The organism is Enterobacter cloacae complex sp. S2 (assembly GCF_015159675.1).
Lineage (GTDB): Bacteria > Pseudomonadota > Gammaproteobacteria > Enterobacterales > Enterobacteriaceae > Enterobacter > Enterobacter intestinihominis.
On the sequence record NZ_JADDTS010000034.1, the window covers coordinates 23,461 to 42,471 of the forward strand.

The following is a 19,011-nucleotide window of genomic DNA, read 5'->3' on the forward strand; positions in this document are numbered from 1 at the left end:
AGCCGAACGCCCGTCAGATCAGAGTGTAGACGTCATGTTGACAGCATGGCGTCGTTCTTTTGGCACCACATTGATGTAATGTGTGACATAGGCAAAATATAAACCGGCATAATTTTCGACAAGTTCGATAAATGCCGGGTAAATGGACATCCGGCCATCGCCGCGATCTTTAAGATAACCAGCCTCCTGTGCCGATTTGATAATGCGGTTGACGTGAATACGCGAGACGAAAAATTCTTTTGCAAGTGTGCTGGCTGAATACGCTATTATGGCACCGTATGCTGTTTTGTTTTTAATGGCCTGCAAATAGAGATAGAGCATAATCATTCGGCCACCATCCTTATCAATAAATAACCCCACCTCCGGAAGTACTTTACTGAATGTTAATCCGCGGAAAAGGTATTCTGCGGCGCGCCGGAAAAAGTTGTGCCTGAGAGTGTCATTGTCCAGAAGATTAACATTAATGTTGAATGTCGGATAAAGAATGCTAACAGGCGTGAACGCCCCGGACATATAGCGTTTAAGCTCATCCAGTCCTTTTTCCGTAGGCGCGATTTTTGTTTTTCGCCGATCTTCGGTACAGCGCCAGGTCTTAATTCGCCCGGTGGTTTTAAGTATGGTGATGATCGCAATAACGCTGTTAGGGCTGGCGATATTATAGCGTGAGCACAGTGCCTTAATCTCCGAGACCGACTCAGCCTGATTGCCAAAAACAAAACAACATATTGAGAGTATTATATTGAACCGTGATTCCTGAAGCATCGTTTTGTAGAACAGGGGTTGTTTTTTATAAATGGCGACATTGATTCTGTAGTGTTCTATTATAGCTTCACTAAATCGCGGGTTGTTTTTAATGACATCCCGTCGATGTAGCAAAGCTCTGGATGAGATGTGATTATCCATAGCATTTTCTCTTTTTTGTCTGAGCCGATGAGAAGAAGTGTCCGGACTTCTTTTTCGGAATTTTCATTATACCTTGAGAAAGTCCTGGTTACTGTTGTTATATGAAAAGAAAATGATATTTATGCTGCATATGGATGAGTCGGTTGATTAACGCAAAGATGTTCATGTGCATAACATTGATAACGGTTTATTAACCAAATGGGGTGCGGTAAAATTATTCAATGCGACAAGGAATATTGGCTTTAATTACATATGGGAATGATGTTTGTATTCTCAGGAGCAGGTTATGTCTCAAAATTTACCTTCTGTGCAAGGTACTTGCTACAAGCAACGGTTTGTTATTTCAGCCTGCGGTTTCACCTTTGAAGGGTATAGCCTGCTTCTGAAATCTCGAGGCGTACACGCCACGCGACTCCATTTTGAAGAGGATGAAATATGTTCCGTTGACGTTGAAAAAATGATGGAAAATCAATCGCCCGAGGTTTCGGTTTTCCTTGGTCGTGACGTTGCTACTTTTCTTGAAAGCCTGAAGCGCTTGGTATCCGTTCTGAATGCACTGCCGGTGATTTGCAGGGTCACCCTGTATGGTGCACTACCTGAGCGATGGCTTAATGCAACGTTGAGAAGTCTCGTTAATAATACAAAAAAGCTTTCCACGATCAGGGTAGAGAATATTACAGAAATAATGGGCTTTGTAAAAAATGAGACAGATGAGCGTGCTGGCCCTTCACGCTTGTTGCGTAACGTACCGGACAAGGAGGGTAAAGAAAATTTGCATGGGTTAACACATCGCGAGTTAACCGTGCTACTGAATTTCTATCGGGGTATTTCCATAAAAGAGCAGAGTAAGAGGTTAGGGCTGTCAGATAAAACTATTTATACCCATCGCAAGGTGGGTTTGGGTAAATTATATATTATCAGAGTATGGTTTAGCGACTCTCGCGTTTTCAAAGATGAGGTTTGTGCAGTAAAAAATAAAACAAAAGTGTTTTCGGAAACGGAAATAGATATATTACAAGCGTTACATAAACGGGAAATCTTTGCGGCTTATCAAATTATCACTGATAGTGATAAAAAAGGAGTTGGATTTGAAATCCTGCTGCGCTGGCATAAAAAAGATGAGATCCTGAAGCCAGCCTATTTTCTGGGAGGGATAAAAAATAGTGAAATATGGCTCAAGCTAACGGCGTTAGTCATCCATGCGGCCGTATCAGGTATCAATAAATACAATGGGAAATATTATTTTTCAGTTAACATTCCTCCTCAACTTGCTTCGGGAAACGCGCTGCCGGGGATGGCCAAAAAGGCCGTCGAAATGTTACTCAAACCGCAGTGGGCCGGCAAACTAGTCTTTGAACTAGCTGAAACGATTGACGTAACAAAGGATAAAAATATTCCCGAAACACTCCAGCGTTTACGCGCCGAGGGATGTCGGCTTTTTCTGGATGACTGTTTTTCAAAATATCATGCTATGTTGCCCATCAGACTGATTAATGTTGATGGACTAAAGCTTGATCGCGATATTGTTGAGCACTTTGTGGCTAACGACAAAGACTATAGCATTATTAAAGCGATACAGGTTTACAGCGACATGACGGGGACCGAATGCGTTGCGGAAGGCGTCGATAGCGAAGAAAAATTTGAAAAACTTGTCGCGTTAGGGGTTAAGCGATTCCAGGGTTATTATCTTTCCCACGCGGTTAAAGAAGAAGAGTTGGATCGAATGGTACGGCTATTTAGTTAACGGCTTCGCTATGCTGGTGGTACGACAGACTACAGTATTCGACCACCAGTAAAAAACACTCAATCACCGTCGCAATAGTGTATTCTCAGATATCATCACGCGTAAAGCCGACAACAATTTCAAGTGTGTTGCGAATGACATCGCAGGCTTCAGGCTCCTCGGTAATTTCAAGGGCGTGAATCAGTTGCAGGATGATCTCTTTATTCGAAAGGTTGTCACCGGTCAGCATAATACAGCGTATTGCCGAGCCTAACACTTCAACTTCACCACTGAGATGCTTTCCAGCATTAAGAAAGTGTTCCGCCAGTCCTTTATCGTGCAGGGCTTCAAAATTATACGTCTGGTGCATAGTCGCTTTACTCATGGTGGTCACCGTCTCGGTTAAAATTAGTGTTTCTTATTTGGGCTCAGAAGCGTGTTGTGAGTAAAGAGAGAACGCATGCGGCCAATTTCATAATCGCCCATCACTCTTCCCCGGTCGTGCGATACGCCGGTTACACGCTGGCGCACTTCATCTTCAGCGGCAATCAATGCATTTTTACGCTCATCATTTGATTCAACGTTAGCCATCGCCAGCAGGCGATTAGCAAGAGACGCAAAGGTAATAGGTCCGTTCTCTTTCAATATGGATAATACGGCCTCACCGATAAGGTCATCCTTAAGTCGTTCAAATTTAGTTCTATGCATAGCTTAATCTCACTCTGCTACACGCGGCTGTAGCATGGGGTTAGTCATCGCATCCAGATGCTCTATTCTCACTCAGCATGACTAACTTAGTAAGTTAAAAACAGTGTTCAGGTTAACGCTCGAAGAAGAGGGCTATCAAACCGTTATAGTGCGCTTTCTCAACGTCAGACGTTGATTCTTCAATTCTGCGCAACAGCTTTGTACAAATTGTCATTCTGCTCAGTTGTACATTTTCTTTGATGATCTCACTGACGATGGCACCAAGGGTTTCCTGCTGTGTTGGGACATTATCCTTGTTAAAATACAAGGTTATAGCGCTTTCTGCTGTAGAGGGAGCATGGTTGCGACGCATAATTTTCCACCGTTGACAAACAATTTTGTAACATCACTGGCATCGAATTTATACTATCCGGTCAAATCTGTACATCTAAATTGTACAAGTTTTTCGTGCAGTTCGGGGATTTGTCAGAAGAACTATCAAAATTAGGGGGGAAGAGAGGGAGAAAAACGTGGGGAAAAGAAAAGGCCCCGGAGGGCCTGAAATTATTTCCGTCCCAGCAGAAGTCCCAGAACGATGCCTACCGCACCCGCAGCGATTAAGCCCGTTAACGGGTTATTTCTGACGGCTTCAGTAACATCCGAGACGGCATCACTGGCCTGGGCAGCATATTTTTTCGCTGCACCTTTCACCTGATGTTTAGGGGAATCAACGAATTCACCAAACTGCTGCTGCGCAGAGCCGGATAATTCATCAAGTTTGTTTTTGGCTTTATCGCCAGCGTATTGTGCATTTTTATCAGTGTCGAAATCAGACATTCCAGCCTCCTTTTGTTGATAGTCTAAGGATAGACGCTGATGGCAAGAGTGAGAGAGAATTCGCTAAAATCGACGCCTGATTACCTCTTTTTAGGATATGTCTTTCTTACATGTCCACCATAACGCCCTAAGGATGGAGTGGATAAATATTTCCCTCGCCGTCTCTGTCTACGTAGCGGGAAGAGACAATTTCTCTCGTGCGTTAGCGCGAAAGGTAATGTAATAGCCAAGGGATGCGGCCAGGCACAGCATATAGCCGAACGATTCCGAACCTTCCTCCACGGCGTTTTTCACGACACGCATATAGCCATGCTCCAGAATGGCGTGCCACAGCACCTGCATTCCAAAGAGACGGGAGAAGACCAGTACAGCCAGCAGGCCGCTCAACAGAATACCGTACCAGGGGGATTGCGTGTATTTTGCCAGCTGTTCCAGGGTAGTGCGAAAATGCATAACGGGGCGAATTATAGCCAGCAGAGCGGTAATCAGCGCGAACCACACCCAACTCCCATGAGAAATGAGGTCAAAAAGCGCGTCCAGTTCACGAATTAACATCGTCAGGAAAAAACCGCCAACCAGAATATTACAGTAACGCATGGATTCGTTCATTTTCGCCAGACGAAAATGGAGAAAAACGATAGTCGCTAATACCGTTTCCTGCATAATTTCGGTCAGTGATAATTCCGGAATATCATGGCCGACAAACCGCATATCAACCCAAAGACAAAGTATAATAAGCGCGCATGCGACCGCCGCGCCAACAAAGAATAAAAAGCTCTTTAGTACAATCATTAACACCACCATTTTGTTTGTAGCAGTATGTTAGGTGACGAGAATGTTATTTCTGTTCACATCGTACCATATAAGTGCTGAATTTTAACATTACGAGCTAAATAGGATTCGTAGCGGCCAGAATAAACCCTAAATATCTTTTGTTGCTTGCCGGCGATGTGCTCATTGCAGCGTCTCTATCTTGTGGTTTACAGGGCAATAACATACAAGGTACCATACCCCCCTATAGTATCAGGAGGGCGTATGCCGCATTCACCCGAAGATAAAAAACGTATTCTGACCCGCGTCCGCCGCATTCGAGGCCAGGTTGATGCCCTTGAACGCGCCCTGGAGTCGGGCGATCCCTGTCTCGCCATTCTGCAGCAAATAGCCGCCGTGCGCGGTGCTGCCAATGGCCTGATGGGTGAAATGGTTGAAATTCACCTCAAAGATGAGCTGGTGACGGGGGAGACCACCCCGGATCAGCGGGCAGTGCGGATGGCGGAAGTCGGCCATTTGCTGCGCTCTTATCTAAAATAAACCCACACACCTCACAACAAGGGAAAGACATCATGAAATCTCGCGCAGCTGTCGCGTTCGGCCCAGGCCAGCCGCTGAAAATCGTTGAAATTGATGTTGCTCCGCCGAAGAAAGGCGAAGTGCTGATCAAAATTACTCACACCGGCGTCTGCCATACCGATGCGTTTACCCTGTCCGGTGACGATCCGGAAGGCGTATTCCCGGCGGTGCTCGGCCACGAAGGGGGCGGTGTAGTGGTGGAAGTGGGTGAAGGCGTTACCAGCCTGAAGCCCGGCGACCATGTGATCCCGCTCTACACCGCAGAGTGCGGCGAGTGTAAGTTCTGCAAATCTGGCAAAACTAACCTCTGTCAGGCCGTGCGCGCCACGCAGGGCAAGGGTCTTATGCCGGACGGCACAACCCGCTTCTCCTATAACGGCGAGCCAATCTATCACTACATGGGGACCAGCACCTTCAGCGAATACACGGTGTGCGCCGAGATCTCACTGGCGAAAGTGAATCCGCAGGCCCCGCTGGATAAAGTCTGTCTGCTCGGCTGCGGTGTCACCACCGGTATCGGCGCGGTGCATAACACGGCGAAAGTGAAAGAGGGTGATACCGTGGCGGTGTTCGGCCTGGGCGGGATCGGTCTGGCGGTCATCCAGGGCGCGGTACAGGCGAAAGCTGGGCGTATCGTTGCTGTGGATACCAACCCGGAGAAATTTAAGCTCGCAGGTGAGATGGGTGCGACCGACTTCATCAACCCGAAAGACTACGACAAACCGGTTCAGGACGTGATCGTTGAGCTGACCGACGGCGGCGTGGATTTCAGCTTCGAATGTATCGGCAACGTCAACGTAATGCGCTCAGCGCTGGAGTGCTGCCACAAAGGCTGGGGTGAGAGCATCATTATCGGTGTGGCCGGCGCGGGTCAGGAGATTAAAACCCGTCCCTTCCAGCTGGTGACAGGGCGCGTATGGCGCGGGTCGGCATTTGGCGGCGTGAAAGGCCGTACTCAGCTGCCGGGCATGGTTGAAGATGCGATGGTCGGTAAAATTCAGCTTGATCCGTTCATTACGCATCGCCTGCCGCTGGAGCAGATCAACGAAGCCTTCGATCTGATGCACGAAGGAAAATCCATTCGCACCGTTATCCATTTCGGCGACAACTGATTATTCTGCCAGCGGTTTTTTCCGCTGGCATTTCTTCCCTGATCTTCTCTAAAGTGTGACCTGTCTGGCGCTTTTAACCGTAATCTAATTCTACGCCGTGCCGATGACTCTTTTACAGGCGTGTTTTTACGCATCTTACCTATAAGAGAGTCGACGGTCATGGACAACACAACATCGATGCAGGCGCAGCATAAGCTGAGTTTCTTGCATCACATCCGGCTGGTTCCGCTGTTTTCCTCCATTCTCGGTGGCATTATTCTCCTGTTTGCATTGAGCTCGGGTCTGGCAGGCTATTTCCTGCTCCAGGCCGATAACGATCAGCAGGATGTCACGGCAGAAATCCAGGTGCGCACCGGGCTGTCAAACAGTTCCAACCATTTACGCACCGCCCGTATCAACATGATCCACGCGGGGGCGGCGAGCCGTATCGCGGAGATGGAGGCGATGAAACAAAACATTGCTGAGGCTGAGATCCGCATCAGGCAGTCGCAGGATGGATTTGCCGCCTATATGAAGCGCACCGTTCGTACCCCGGCTGATGAAGCGCTGGACGGCGATCTGAAAGCCCGCTATGACGCCTACATCGCCGGTATGCAGCCGATGCTGAAATATGCCAAAAACGGCATGTTTGAAGCCATTATTAACCACGAAAATGAGACCGCGCGTCCGCTGGACGATGCCTATAACGCGGTGCTGCTGAAGGCGATAAAAATCCGCACCGAACGCGCCAACGCGCTGACGGCGCAGGCTCACACCCGCACCCGGCTGGGGCTGATGTTTATGTTCGGCGCGTTTGGCCTGGCGCTGGCGGTGATCACCTTTGTGGTGCTGCGCCGTACGGTGATAAACCCGCTCCAGCGAGCCGCTACGCGTATCGAAAATATCGCGAAAGGCGATTTGACCATGCCGGACGAACCGACCGGGCGCAGTGAAATTGGCCGCCTTACGCGCGATCTGCAAACGATGCAGCACGCGCTGGTGACAACCGTGGGCACCGTGCGGCAAGGGGCGGAGGAGATCTACCGGGGAACCAGCGAGATCTCCGCGGGTAACACCGATCTCTCTTCCCGTACTGAGCAGCAGGCGGCGGCGATTGAACAGACGGCGGCCAGCATGGAGCAGCTCACCGCGACGGTGAAGCAAAACGCCGATAACGCGCATCATGCGAGTAAACTGGCAGAAGATGCCTCCGGTAAGGCCAGCCGCGGGGGGCAGATGGTCTCCGGCGTGGTGAAAACCATGGGTAATATTTCCACCAGCTCGAAGAAGATCTCTGAAATTACCGCCGTGATTAACAGCATCGCGTTCCAGACCAATATTCTGGCGCTCAACGCGGCGGTCGAGGCGGCGCGTGCGGGTGAACAGGGACGTGGCTTTGCGGTCGTGGCGAGTGAAGTTCGCACCCTGGCAAGCCGCAGCGCAAACGCGGCGAAAGAGATTGAAAGCCTGATTAATGAATCGGTGTCGCTTATCGATCAGGGTTCCGGGGAGGTGGTTGCGGCAGGCAATACCATGAATGAGATCGTCGAGGCGGTTAAACGCGTCACCGATATCATGCTGGAGATTGCAGCGGCGTCCGATGAACAGAGCCGCGGCATCGTTCAGGTGAGCCAGGCGATTTCCGAGATGGATAAGGTGACGCAGCAGAATGCCTCGCTGGTGGAAGAAGCCTCTGCGGCGGCGGCCTCGCTGGAAGAGCAGGGCGCGCGTCTGACGGAAGCCGTTGGCGCGTTTCGTCTCAACGGGGCGCGCGCAGGACGGACTACAGCCGCCGCAACCGCAGCAAAACCCGCGCCTTTAACCCCGGCGGCGGCCGTCTCAGGTGATAACTGGGAAACGTTCTGAGTAAGACAGACCCGCCCTCGCGGCGGGTTCTGCGTTTAGGGACAGAGAGGCATTGACTTACGAATGGCGCTTAACAGCGTTTGGGCGCCTTCAGAGAGCGGGGCATCTACCCGCGTCAGGATCCCAATGGGTTCTCCTGCGCCGGGTGAGGTTACCGGCAGCGCGGTGAGCACGCCGCGTCGCAGATCGTCCTTCACCGCGCCGGACGGCACAAACCACACGTAGTCATAATCCACCGTCAGCTGGCGCGAAAGAGACGCCGAGAGCGTTTCAATACACCCTGAAGGCAGCGTGCAGCCCTGCATTTGCAGCAACGCTTCCGCATTCTGACGCGGAACCGTTCCTTTCGGGGAGACTACCACCGGCCACTCCATTACGCGGCTTAATGTGACGGTATCCTGCAGCAGGGGATGATTCGGACGCACGACCAGCTTCAGTGATTCCAGGAACAGCAGCTCGTAATTCAGGCCGCTCATCAGTTCCGGATCGGACATCCGGCCAATGCCCAGATCCAGCTCGCCTGACTTCAGGCCCGCCAGCAGCATGGTGTTATTCATAGTCGCGACCTGAAGCGTGGCGTGCTTTTGCTGGCGGTGGAACTGGCCGATCGCCGCAGGCAATATGCCCAGCGCAGCCGTTGGCAGTGCGCCCACGCGCACGATGTCGCTGGCCTGCTCTTCTTTACGGTTTAAGGCCTGACCGGCGGTATTGAGGGCATCAAGAACTTTAACGGCATGCGTCAGGAACTGTTCGCCTACGAGCGTAAGCTGAGCGCCCAGACGGCCGCGGTCGAACAGACGGGTTCCGGTAAGCTGTTCCAGTTCGTTCAGCGTTTTGGATAGTGCAGGCTGACTAAGGTTAAGGGTTTCAGCCGCTCGCCCCAGCGTTCCCTGTTGAGCGACGGCCACAAATGTATGCAAATGGCGCAAGCGTATGCGCTGACTGAACAGACCATTTTTTTCCATAGGCGATGTTAAAAACAGAGCGACGCGGGTGACAAGTTAAGTTGTTTGAATTTGATAACCTGATAGCAAAATATTTTTAACATTTGATCTGTTTGAGTTACAACTGTTTTTCGAAAACGCCCATGCTTTGACCACTCGTCTGCCTGGATCACAATTTGTAAATTCTTCCCAACGAAAAGAACGGGCTTCTCTACACTCCAGGTAGTATTCACTGGAGGCATGACATCATGGCGAACACCATCACGGCTGATGATATTCGGGAACACTTTTCGCAGGCTATGTCGGCGATGTACCAGCAGGAAGTTCCGCAGTACGGCACCTTGCTGGAACTGGTGGCGGACGTTAACCTGGCGGTTCTGGAAAATAACCCACTTTTACATGAACAACTTGCAAATGCAGACGAACTGGCGCGCCTGAATGTTGAACGTCACGGTGCGATCCGCGTTGGCACCGCGCAGGAGCTTTCCACCCTGTGCCGGATCTTCGCCATCATGGGCATGTACCCGGTCAGCTACTACGATCTCTCCCAGGCGGGCGTCCCCGTCCACTCGACGGCGTTTCGTCCGACTGACGATGCGGCGCTCTGCCGTAATCCGTTTCGCATTTTTACCTCGCTGCTGCGCCTGGAGCTGATTGAAAACGTTGCGCTGCGCGAAAGGGCGGCAGAGATCCTCTCCCGGCGCAACATCTTTACGCCGCGCTGCCTGGACCTGATCGACCTGCATGATGTACAGGGACACTTTACCGAGGCACAGGCGCGCGAATTTGTGCAGGAAGCCTTAGAAACCTTCCGCTGGCATCGCCATGCGACGGTCGATCAGGAAACCTATCTGGCGCTTAGCAACGAACATCGCCTGATAGCCGACGTGGTCTGTTTCCCGGGGTGCCATATCAACCATCTCACGCCGCGCACGCTGGATATCGACCGGGTACAGGAACTGATGCCGAAGTACGGCATTGAGCCGAAAATCCTGATTGAAGGCCCGCCGCGCCGCGAGGTGCCGATCCTCCTGCGCCAGACCAGCTTTAAGGCGCTGGAAGAGGCGGTGCTTTTCGCGGGAGAACACAAGGGTACGCATACCGCGCGTTTCGGTGAGATTGAGCAGCGGGGCGTGGCCCTTACGCCGAAAGGACGCGAGCTGTACGACCGTCTGTTAAATCAGGCCGGGACCGGCAAAGACAACCTGACCCATCAGCTTCACCTGCGCGAGATCTTCAGCACCTTCCCGGACAGCGAAATGTTCCTGCGCCGTCAGGGGCTGGCTTATTTCCGCTACCGTCTGACTCCGACAGGTGAGGCGCATCGCCACGCGTTTCGTCCCGGCGACGATCCGCAGCCGCTGATCGAACGCGGCTGGGTTGTGGCGCAGCCGATCACCTATGAGGATTTTCTGCCCGTCAGCGCGGCGGGGATTTTCCAGTCGAATCTTGGCAATGAAACGCAGGCGCGCAGCCACGGCAATGCCAGCCGCAATGCCTTCGAAGCCGCGCTCGGCTGTGCGGTGTACGACGAGTTTACGCTTTACGAGGAGGCGGAAGCGCGCAGCAAACAGCGTTGCGGTTTGCTCTGAAACCGTTACTCTGCAGGGGTGTGATGGAAAAAGAAGGTTGGTATGGAAAATCCCTCCGCCCCTGTGGTTGAAACGCGCCAGGGCGCACTAATTGGTTCTACTGAAGGTGATACCCATGTGTGGTGTGGCATTCCTTATGCGGCACCGCCGGTTGGCCCGTGGCGCTGGCGCTCCCCACGCCCCCCTGCACGCTGGGATGGCGTGCGTCCGGCGACGGCGTTCTCCGCCTCCAGCTGGCAGAGCAGCGAAAGCTGTCAGGAGTTGGGCGGCGGCGATCCTGGCCAGTTCTCTGAAGACTGCCTGTACCTTAACGTCTGGTCGCCAGTCGTACGCGCCGATCCGCTTCCGGTGATGGTCTGGCTGCACGGCGGAGGATTTACCCTCGGCGCTGGCGGTCTGCCTCCGTATAACGGCAGGGCGCTGGCGAAGCGCGGCACGGTGGTGGTGACAATTAATTACCGTCTCGGACACCTCGGCTTTTTTGCCCATCCGGCGCTGGAAGGGGAAGAAGAACGCGTGGTGCATAACTTTGCGCTGCTCGATCAGATCCAGGCCCTGGAATGGGTGCGCGATAACATTGCCGCGTTCGGCGGCGATCCTGAGAACATCACCGTATTTGGCGAGTCGGCCGGTGCGCGCAGCGTGCTGTCGCTGATGGCTTCTCCGCTTGCGGGAGGACTGTTCCATAAAGCCATTGTGCAAAGCGGGTACACGCTGCCCGACACCCCGCGGGAGCAGGCCATGCATAAAGGCGAAGCGATTGCTGCCCATTTTGGCCTGCAAAATGCCACCGCGGAACAGCTTCGCGCGATCCCGCCTGAGGCGTTCTGGCCGTTGATCTCGCCGCTGAATATCGCCCCTGCGCCCATCGTGGGTGACTGCGTTTTGCCTGAGGCCATGCTCGATGTCTTTTTCGCTGCCCGTCAGCATTCAGTACCGGTGATGATTGGGTCAAACAGCGACGAAGCCAGCGTGATGTCGGTGTTCGGGGTCGATCTTGCCGGGCAGATCCAGAAGCTCCGTCGCGAGCGGCGCTTTTGCCTGGGGCTGATCAAGCTGCTTTATCCGGGCGTGAAGGGCGATGAGGAACTCGGCAGGCAGGTTTGCCGCGACATGGCCTTTACCACCATGGGATACGTGGTGATGCAGGCGCAGCAGCGGGCAGGCGGCCTGTGCTGGCGATACTGGTTTGATTATGTGGCCGAAGCGGAGCACGCGACGTATACCAACGGCGCCTGGCACGGTAACGAAGTGCCCTACGTGTTCGATACCCTTGGGCAGGTGGAACCCTCGCGGCAGTATGTAAACGAACGCGATCTGGCCTTCGCCGCTCAGGTGGCGGACTACTGGGTGAGCTTCGCCCGGGATGCGGGAGCACGCGATAGCCTGGTGGGGCCAACACGTTGGCCCGCCTGCCGGAAAGGGCGGGACGTGTTGTTACGCATCGGTGTGAATAAACATGCAGGTTTTAGGCTTGAAAACCGTTTTATGCGTGCCCGTATGAGCCTCTTCAAACGGGTAATGAAACACCACGTCAGCCTCGACTGAGCAGACAGGCACGAAACGCATCCAGCCCGTTCTCCGGGTCGGGTGCGTCGCGTAACACCAGCCGGTAGCTCGCCCCCGTCTTTATGCTCGTATCATAAGGCCGCATCAGCCGTCCGGCGTGCACGTCCTCCTCCACCAGCGTTTCATCCGCAATGGCGATGCCCAGCCCCTGAATGGCGGCGGTAATGGCCAGATCCATGGTTTCAAAGTGTTGATTTTTGAGCATTGCTGGCGCCGGACGCGGCTGTTTCGCCAGCCACAGCGTCCAGTCCGTTTTGTCCCGCGTGGGGTGAAGGAAGGTGAGTGTTTCCAGCGCAGAACCGGCCCGCAGCGGGCTCATCACCGGGGTTAAGGCCTCTTCGAACAGCAGATCGCCGGCGCTCATGTGCGTTCCAAACACAATCGCCGCGTCATAGGATTCGGTTTTGAAATTGACGTTGTGATCGGTGGTAGTGGTCAGCGCAATCTGAAGTTCCGGCTGTTCGCGCTCGACCTGTAACAGACGCGGTACCAGCCAGCGCATCGCGCAGGTAGGCGCTTTCAGTCGAATTACGGTCTGGTGCGTCCGCGCCTGTTCAGCAACGTTAAGCAGGTGCTCAAACGCAGATTGCAGTTCCGGCAGCAGGGCGCTTCCCTGTGAAGAAAGACGCAGGCCGCGAGCATGGCGTTCGAACAGCGGGAAGCCGAACCAGCTTTCCAGCGAGGCAATTTTGCGGCTTACCGCCCCCTGCGTCAGACAAAGCTCCTTCGCGGCATGGGTAAGATTCAGGTGACGCGCGGTCACGATAAACGTCTCTACGGCATTAAGCGGAAATGAACGACGCGACATATCTCACCTTAGCTATGCGTTTTTGTCATGGCTATTATGACAACAATTCGATTGTCCCGGCAATCAAGTTATTGTTTGAATAGTTATGCATTCACCACGAGAAGGGACAGAGGATGACTTTGAAAACGCCGGTGCAGACCCGCTCCAAATTGCCCGATGTAGGAACCACCATTTTTACCGTTATCGGCCAGCTTTCAGCCCGGCATAACGCCATCAACCTTTCTCAGGGTGCGCCGAATTTTTCCTGCGACCCAAAACTTATCTCCGGCGTCACTCGCGCCATGGAGTCAGGGCATAACCAGTATGCCTCCATGACCGGGCTGCAACCGCTCAGAGAGCGCATTGCGGACAAAATTGCCACGCTCTATGGCACCCGCTATGACCCGGCGAGTGAGGTACTGGTGACCGCCAGCGCGAGCGAAGGGCTTTACTCAGCCATCAGCGGGCTGGTTCATCCTGGCGATGAGGTGATCTATTTCGAGCCCTCCTTTGACAGCTATGCGCCGATTGTCCGTCTGCAGGGGGCGACGCCGATCGCTATTAAGCTGACGGTACCGGATTTTGCCGTGAACTGGGATGAAGTACGCGCGGCTATTACCCCACGCACGCGTATGATCATCGTCAATACGCCGCACAACCCGAGCGGACAGGTGTTTTCAGCCGCCGATCTGCACCAGCTGGCAGTGCTGACGCGCCACACCGACATCATCATTTTGTCTGACGAAGTGTACGAGCACGTCGTTTTTGATGGCGAACCGCATCACGGGATGGCGACGCACCCGCAACTGGCGGAGCGCAGCGTGATTATTTCTTCTTTCGGAAAAACCTATCACGTCACCGGCTGGCGCGTGGGTTATTGTGTGGCGCCCGCGGAGCTGATGGATGAAATATGTAAGGTCCATCAATTTTTAATGTTCTCGGCCGATACGCCGATGCAGTACGCGTTTGCCGAACACATGACCGATCCGCAAACCTGGCTGTCGCTGGCGGCGTTTTATCAGCGCAAGCGCGATCTGCTGCAAAGTTTGCTCGCCGACTCACCGTTCAGGCTGCTTCCGAGTGCCGGTTCGTTTTTCCTGCTTGCGGATTACAGCGGCTTTAGCGACGAGCGCGACAGCGAGTTGGTGAAAAGGCTGATTGTCGAGTACGGGGTTGCCACCATTCCGCTGTCAGCGTTTTATGCCGATGGCACGGACAATAAACTGATCCGTCTCTCTTTTGCGAAAGATGAGGCGACGTTACGGGCAGGTGCCCAGGCCCTTTGTCAGGTTACACCACGTTAAGGAATTTGAGATGAAATTACGCGCGTTAGTTGTCGGCATAGGACTGCTGTGTTCATTCTCGTCGTTTGCTGCTACCGAGTTGCGATACGGGCTGGAAGCGGAATATCCGCCGTTTGAAAGCCGCAATGCCTCAGGGGAGCTGGAAGGATTTGACGTAGAACTGGGAAATGCCATCTGTAAAGCCGCTGCGCTGAAGTGCAGCTGGGTAGAAACCTCGTTTGATGCGTTGATTCCCGGTCTGCTGGCGAAAAAGTTCGACGCCATAAACTCGGCGATGAACATCACCGAACAGCGTCGTAAGAGCATTGATTTTACCCAGCCCATCTACCGTATTCCCTCCCAGCTGGTGGGCAAAGCCGGTTCTGCGGTAGAGGCCACGCCGGAAGGGCTGAAGGGCAAAACCATCGGCGTTCTCCAGGGTTCAATTCAGGAAACCTACGCCAAAGAGCACTGGGAAAAGCACGGTGTCACCATGGTGTCTTATAAAGATCAGAATATGGCCTGGGGAGATCTGCTGAATGGCCGCATCGATGCCTCGCTGGTCATGTCAGCGGCCGGGCAGGCAGGTTTCCTCAGCAAGCCGCAGGGCAAAGGGTTTGGCTTTATCGGCAAACCGGTGTCGGACGACACCATCCTCGGCAGTGGGATCGGCTTTGGGCTGCGTAAGGGGGATGAGGCCACCAAAAAGCAGCTTGATGCCGCAATTGATAAAGTACGTGCCGACGGCACGATCGCTAAACTGGCTGATAAGTACTTCCCGGGTATCGATGTCAGCGTAAAATAACCGCCTCGTTGGTCCCGGCTGTCGATGTCCAGCCGGGACATTTTTATACATAACTTTACCCCTTTTTCAGGCCGTTCTGGTCGACAGAAAATATTTCTCGGTTTGTTCAGATAATCACCCGCCAACAATTGGATTCTTAACCGTTTTTGTTTAGGCTGTGCGTTCTTTCTTGCCGTCATTTCGCTGCGCGCGAAACTCATTCACACGACCATAAGGACGTTTTCTCAGGCATGAATCGCAGACGTTTTCTCAAAGGTTCCCTGGCAATGGCTGCCCTGAGCGGCACTTCTGGCCTTGCTTCTCTGTTTTCCCAGGCGGCGTATGCTGCTGACTCCGACATTGCCGACGGTCAGAGCCGTCGCTTTGACTTCTCTGTTCTGCAATCCATGGCGCACGATCTGGCGAAAACCGCGTGGGGCGGTGCGCCGCGTCCGCTGCCGGAAACGCTGGCCACCATGACGCCGCAGGCGTACAACGCCATCCGTTACGATGAGAAACAGTCGCTGTGGAATAACATTGAAGGCCGTCAGCTGGACGCCCAGTTCTTCCATATGGGGATGGGGTTCCGCCGCCGCGTGCGCATGTTCTCGCTGGATCAAACCACCTCTCAGGCGCGTGAGATCCACTTCCGGCCTGAGCTGTTCAGCTACGGCGATACGGGCGTGGATACCAAACAGCTTGAAGGTCAGAGCGACCTCGGCTTCGCCGGATTCCGCGTCTTTAAAGCGCCGGAACTGGCGCGACGCGATATCGTTTCGTTCCTGGGCGCGAGTTACTTCCGCGCAGTGGATGATACCTACCAGTACGGCCTTTCCGCGCGCGGGCTGGCGGTGGATACCTTTACTGACACCCCGGAAGAGTTCCCGGATTTCACCTCCTTCTGGTTTGAAACCGTTAAGCCGGGCGATACCACCTTTACCGTCTATGCGCTGCTGGACAGCCCGAGCATTACCGGTGCCTATAAGTTTGTGATCCACTGTGAGAAGAGCCAGGTGATCATGGACGTCGAAAACCATCTCTATGCGCGCAAAGACATCAAGCAGCTCGGCATCGCGCCGATGACCAGCATGTTCAGCTGCGGCAACAACGAACGCCGCATGTGCGACACCATTCATCCGCAGATCCACGATTCAGACCGCCTGGCAATGTGGCGCGGTAACGGAGAGTGGATCTGCCGACCGCTGAACAACCCGCAAAAGCTGCAATTTAACGCTTATCTGGATAAAAACCCGAAAGGTTTTGGTTTGTTGCAGCTTGACCGTGATTTCTCCCATTACCAGGACGTCATGGGCTGGTATAACAAGCGACCAAGCCTGTGGGTCGAGCCGCGCAACAACTGGGGTAAAGGATCCATCGCCCTGATGGAGATCCCGACAACCGGCGAGACGCTCGATAACGTGGTCTGCTTCTGGCAGCCGGAGAAACCGGTGCAGGCGGGTGATGAACTGGACTTCAAATACCGTCTCTACTGGAGCGCGCAGCCGCCGGTGCGTTCACCGCTGGCAAACGTCTACGCTACCCGTACCGGTATGGGCGGCTTCCCGGAGGGCTGGGCGCCGGGTGAAAATTACCCGAAAGTGTGGGCCCGTCGCTTTGCCATCGACTTCGTCGGGGGCGATTTGAAGGCCGCCGCACCGAAGGGCATTGAGCCGGTGATCACCCTGTCCAGCGGTGAAGCGAAGCAGGTGGAGATCCTCTACGTCGAGCCGTTCGACGGGTATCGCATTCTGTTTGACTGGTATCCAACCTCTGACTCCACCGAGCCGGTCGATATGCGTCTGTTCCTGCGCTGTCAGGGCGACGCCATCAGCGAGACCTGGCTGTACCAGTATTTCCCGCCCGCGCCGGACAAACGTAACTACGTTGATGACCGGATCATGCGTTAGTCCTTATGGGTTTGTGCCGGGTGGCGGCTTCGCCTTACCCGGCCTGATTCGGACGCATTTGTAGGCCGGGTAAGCGTTAGCGCACCCGGCAATTAAGAGGCACTATGTCTTCAGAAATTATCCCCGTAACCCAGGAAATCGAGCTTCGTGCCGTCGAAGAGCGCTATACCACCGATCTGCACAACCTCGTTATTAAAAACAAAACCTGGCTGCAAACCGCCTTCGACTGGGCGCAGCATGTCGGCACTGAAGAGGACACGCGCCGTAACGTGCAGAGCAACCAGATGCTGCACCAGCGCGGCTACGCCAAAATGTTCCTGATTTTCATGAAGGACGAGCTGGTGGGCGTGCTTTCTTTTAACGCGATAGAGCCTGCGAATAAGGCCGGGTACATCGGCTACTGGCTTGACAAAGCGCATCAGGGGCAGGGCATTCTCTCTCAGGCGCTACAGGCGTTTATGCGCTATTACGTTGAGCGCGGCGAGATCCGCCGCTTTGTGATCAAATGTCGCGTGGCTAACCATAACAGTAACCGCGTGGCGCAGCGCAACGGTTTTACGCTGGAAGGTTGTTTGCGGGAAGCGGAAATGCTCAACGGCCGCTTCGATGACGTAAACCTGTACGCCAGGTTATTCCCGCTATAGCGCCCCCAGCAGCGGCGTCCGGGTGATCCGCGTGTCACCGTTGATCACTTTGGCTCCCCGGACGTGAATGCTTTCACCCTCCAGCGCCTCGATCGCCGCATCGTCTGTCATCTCCACCTGATGCTCAATCAGGACATCGCCGCTGATACGCGCTCGCCCCTGAATAACGACCTTGTCATCAATCAGGATCGGCCCGCCGCGTAACCACGCCTCGCCACCAATCAATACGTGGTGTTTAATCACGCAGTTACCTTCGACGAGGGCGTTTTCCGCGACCTGTGAACTGTACCGCACGGTCGGGATCGCATCATCCTCTAAACCGGCCAGCAGGCGGGCGTTGCCGTACACTTTGGCGCAGTCGCACACCCAGACGTTATTAAGCGCGTTGCCCTCAAGAATGGCGCGGTCAAACACCTCCGCGCGGTGCTCAACAAAGGCCCAGGTCACCATGGCATCGCCGTAGATTTGCGCCTGATGCACAATACGCGACTGGCTGACCGTGGCTCTGTCGTAAATCTGCAGAATCTGCTCACGGTCGGGTGTCAGCCCTTTGGCTGCAATCACCATGCTGTTATGCAGCACCCGTGCGTCACCCGCGATACGGCATTCCCCGCGTACGGTGGAGTGCTGGATAGTGACGTTGTCACTTATTGCCGCGCCGTGACTCACCTCTGCCGCGTCAAGCCAGCTGTTGCCGCCTACGTGTGCGCGGTGGCTTACGATGCAGGGTTGGGTGAGGCGGGCGTTGCCGGATATCCTGGCCCCGGCAAACACCACGCTGTTTTCATCATAAACCCAGCAATCCCCGTCCTGGGCGAGCGCGTGTTCATCCTCAACCCAACCACCTTTTGTCCCGCTGGTCACATCGTTAAAATCCTTTGCGGCAATAATCTGTCTGAGTAGGGTTGTGCACGGCGTTGATCCGTCCTGCCAGCGCCAGAGACGCGTTTCATTGCCAAGCCTGTATTTTGTCATCGTGTTTTCCCTGAAAAGCCATTCACTAAACGTAGCAAACTTTTGGCGTTTCGAAGTGCTGGCGTCTGC

The 19,011-nt window shown here is 54.0% G+C and carries 19 protein-coding genes; 10 read left to right on the forward strand and 9 right to left on the reverse strand.

The genetic code is table 11. From position 1 onward, the window contains the following. Positions 1–18 precede the first annotated feature (18 nt). Complete coding sequence (locus tag IPZ49_RS15535; RefSeq protein WP_063145933.1) at positions 19–903, reverse strand: hypothetical protein; 885 nt, start codon at positions 901–903, stop codon at positions 19–21. 286 nt (positions 904–1,189) lie between these two features. Between IPZ49_RS15535 and IPZ49_RS15540 the strand changes: the two genes are divergently transcribed. Continuing rightward, positions 1,190–2,647, forward strand: coding sequence for an EAL domain-containing protein (locus IPZ49_RS15540; protein ID WP_058646674.1), 1,458 nt, complete (start codon positions 1,190–1,192; stop codon positions 2,645–2,647). Positions 2,648–2,732: 85 nt separating this feature from the next. Here IPZ49_RS15540 and IPZ49_RS15545 read toward each other — a convergent pair whose 3' ends face one another. The 5 genes from IPZ49_RS15545 to IPZ49_RS15565 all read right to left on the reverse strand — a co-directional run bounded on the left by IPZ49_RS15545 (position 2,733) and on the right by IPZ49_RS15565 (position 4,942). Then, positions 2,733–3,011, reverse strand: a complete 279-nt coding sequence (locus tag IPZ49_RS15545) for a biofilm development regulator YmgB/AriR family protein (RefSeq protein ID WP_075208094.1) — start codon at positions 3,009–3,011, stop codon at positions 2,733–2,735. Positions 3,012–3,034: 23 nt separating this feature from the next. After that, positions 3,035–3,334: a hypothetical protein gene (locus IPZ49_RS15550; protein ID WP_023306164.1), complete on the reverse strand. Its 300-nt coding sequence runs from the start codon at positions 3,332–3,334 to the stop codon at positions 3,035–3,037. A gap of 112 nt (positions 3,335–3,446) precedes the next feature. Further along, the gene (gene ycgZ, locus IPZ49_RS15555; RefSeq protein WP_003857265.1) at positions 3,447–3,686 is read right to left on the reverse strand and encodes a regulatory protein YcgZ; all 240 of its coding nucleotides are present in this window, start codon (positions 3,684–3,686) and stop codon (positions 3,447–3,449) included. Between the two features lie 191 nt (positions 3,687–3,877). Beyond that, positions 3,878–4,150, reverse strand: coding sequence for a YqjD family protein (locus IPZ49_RS15560; protein ID WP_003857263.1), 273 nt, complete (start codon positions 4,148–4,150; stop codon positions 3,878–3,880). 168 nt (positions 4,151–4,318) lie between these two features. After that, positions 4,319–4,942, reverse strand: a complete 624-nt coding sequence (locus tag IPZ49_RS15565; RefSeq protein ID WP_063145932.1) for a hypothetical protein — start codon at positions 4,940–4,942, stop codon at positions 4,319–4,321. Positions 4,943–5,185: 243 nt separating this feature from the next. Here IPZ49_RS15565 and IPZ49_RS15570 point away from each other — a divergent pair, with 243 nt between their 5' ends. The 3 genes from IPZ49_RS15570 to IPZ49_RS15580 all read left to right on the forward strand — a co-directional run bounded on the left by IPZ49_RS15570 (position 5,186) and on the right by IPZ49_RS15580 (position 8,457). Continuing rightward, positions 5,186–5,461 carry a metal/formaldehyde-sensitive transcriptional repressor gene (locus IPZ49_RS15570; RefSeq protein ID WP_003857256.1) on the forward strand — a complete coding sequence of 92 codons (276 nt, stop codon included), beginning with the start codon at positions 5,186–5,188 and terminating at the stop codon, positions 5,459–5,461. A 32-nt stretch (positions 5,462–5,493) separates the two neighbouring features. After that, a complete protein-coding gene (locus tag IPZ49_RS15575; protein WP_063145931.1) occupies positions 5,494–6,612 on the forward strand; it encodes an S-(hydroxymethyl)glutathione dehydrogenase/class III alcohol dehydrogenase in 1,119 nt (372 codons plus the stop codon). A 159-nt stretch (positions 6,613–6,771) separates the two neighbouring features. After that, complete coding sequence (locus tag IPZ49_RS15580; protein WP_063932771.1) at positions 6,772–8,457, forward strand: methyl-accepting chemotaxis protein; 1,686 nt, start codon at positions 6,772–6,774, stop codon at positions 8,455–8,457. 35 nt (positions 8,458–8,492) lie between these two features. Here the strand turns inward: IPZ49_RS15580 and IPZ49_RS15585 are convergent, their stop codons facing one another. Then, the gene (locus tag IPZ49_RS15585) at positions 8,493–9,422 is read right to left on the reverse strand and encodes a LysR substrate-binding domain-containing protein (RefSeq protein WP_063145929.1); all 930 of its coding nucleotides are present in this window, start codon (positions 9,420–9,422) and stop codon (positions 8,493–8,495) included. A gap of 227 nt (positions 9,423–9,649) precedes the next feature. Here IPZ49_RS15585 and IPZ49_RS15590 point away from each other — a divergent pair, with 227 nt between their 5' ends. Together IPZ49_RS15590 and IPZ49_RS15595 are read left to right on the forward strand one after the other, a co-directional pair. After that, complete coding sequence (locus IPZ49_RS15590; RefSeq protein ID WP_063145928.1) at positions 9,650–10,993, forward strand: VOC family protein; 1,344 nt, start codon at positions 9,650–9,652, stop codon at positions 10,991–10,993. 42 nt (positions 10,994–11,035) lie between these two features. Next, complete coding sequence (locus IPZ49_RS15595; RefSeq protein ID WP_193762853.1) at positions 11,036–12,541, forward strand: carboxylesterase/lipase family protein; 1,506 nt, start codon at positions 11,036–11,038, stop codon at positions 12,539–12,541. Here the strand turns inward: IPZ49_RS15595 and IPZ49_RS15600 are convergent. Beyond that, a complete protein-coding gene (locus tag IPZ49_RS15600; RefSeq protein WP_063145926.1) occupies positions 12,528–13,370 on the reverse strand; it encodes a LysR family transcriptional regulator in 843 nt (280 codons plus the stop codon). The genes IPZ49_RS15595 and IPZ49_RS15600 overlap by 14 nt on opposite strands. Positions 13,371–13,483: 113 nt before the next feature. Between IPZ49_RS15600 and IPZ49_RS15605 the strand changes: the two genes are divergently transcribed. The 4 genes from IPZ49_RS15605 to rimL all read left to right on the forward strand — a co-directional run bounded on the left by IPZ49_RS15605 (position 13,484) and on the right by rimL (position 17,967). Beyond that, positions 13,484–14,653 (forward strand): pyridoxal phosphate-dependent aminotransferase, encoded by a 1,170-nt coding sequence (locus tag IPZ49_RS15605; protein WP_063145925.1) that lies wholly within the window; start codon positions 13,484–13,486, stop codon positions 14,651–14,653. Between the two features lie 10 nt (positions 14,654–14,663). Continuing rightward, entirely contained in the window at positions 14,664–15,437 is a 774-nt protein-coding gene (locus IPZ49_RS15610) for an ABC transporter substrate-binding protein (protein ID WP_063145924.1), read from the forward strand. Positions 15,438–15,667: 230 nt separating this feature from the next. Beyond that, positions 15,668–17,323: a glucan biosynthesis protein D gene (locus IPZ49_RS15615; RefSeq protein ID WP_032645623.1), complete on the forward strand. Its 1,656-nt coding sequence runs from the start codon at positions 15,668–15,670 to the stop codon at positions 17,321–17,323. Between the two features lie 104 nt (positions 17,324–17,427). After that, positions 17,428–17,967, forward strand: coding sequence for a 50S ribosomal protein L7/L12-serine acetyltransferase (gene rimL, locus IPZ49_RS15620; protein ID WP_045622776.1), 540 nt, complete (start codon positions 17,428–17,430; stop codon positions 17,965–17,967). Here the strand turns inward: rimL and ydcK are convergent. After that, positions 17,962–18,942 carry a YdcK family protein gene (ydcK, locus tag IPZ49_RS15625; protein ID WP_045308099.1) on the reverse strand — a complete coding sequence of 327 codons (981 nt, stop codon included), beginning with the start codon at positions 18,940–18,942 and terminating at the stop codon, positions 17,962–17,964. The genes rimL and ydcK overlap by 6 nt on opposite strands. Between the last annotated feature and the right edge of the window lie 69 nt (positions 18,943–19,011).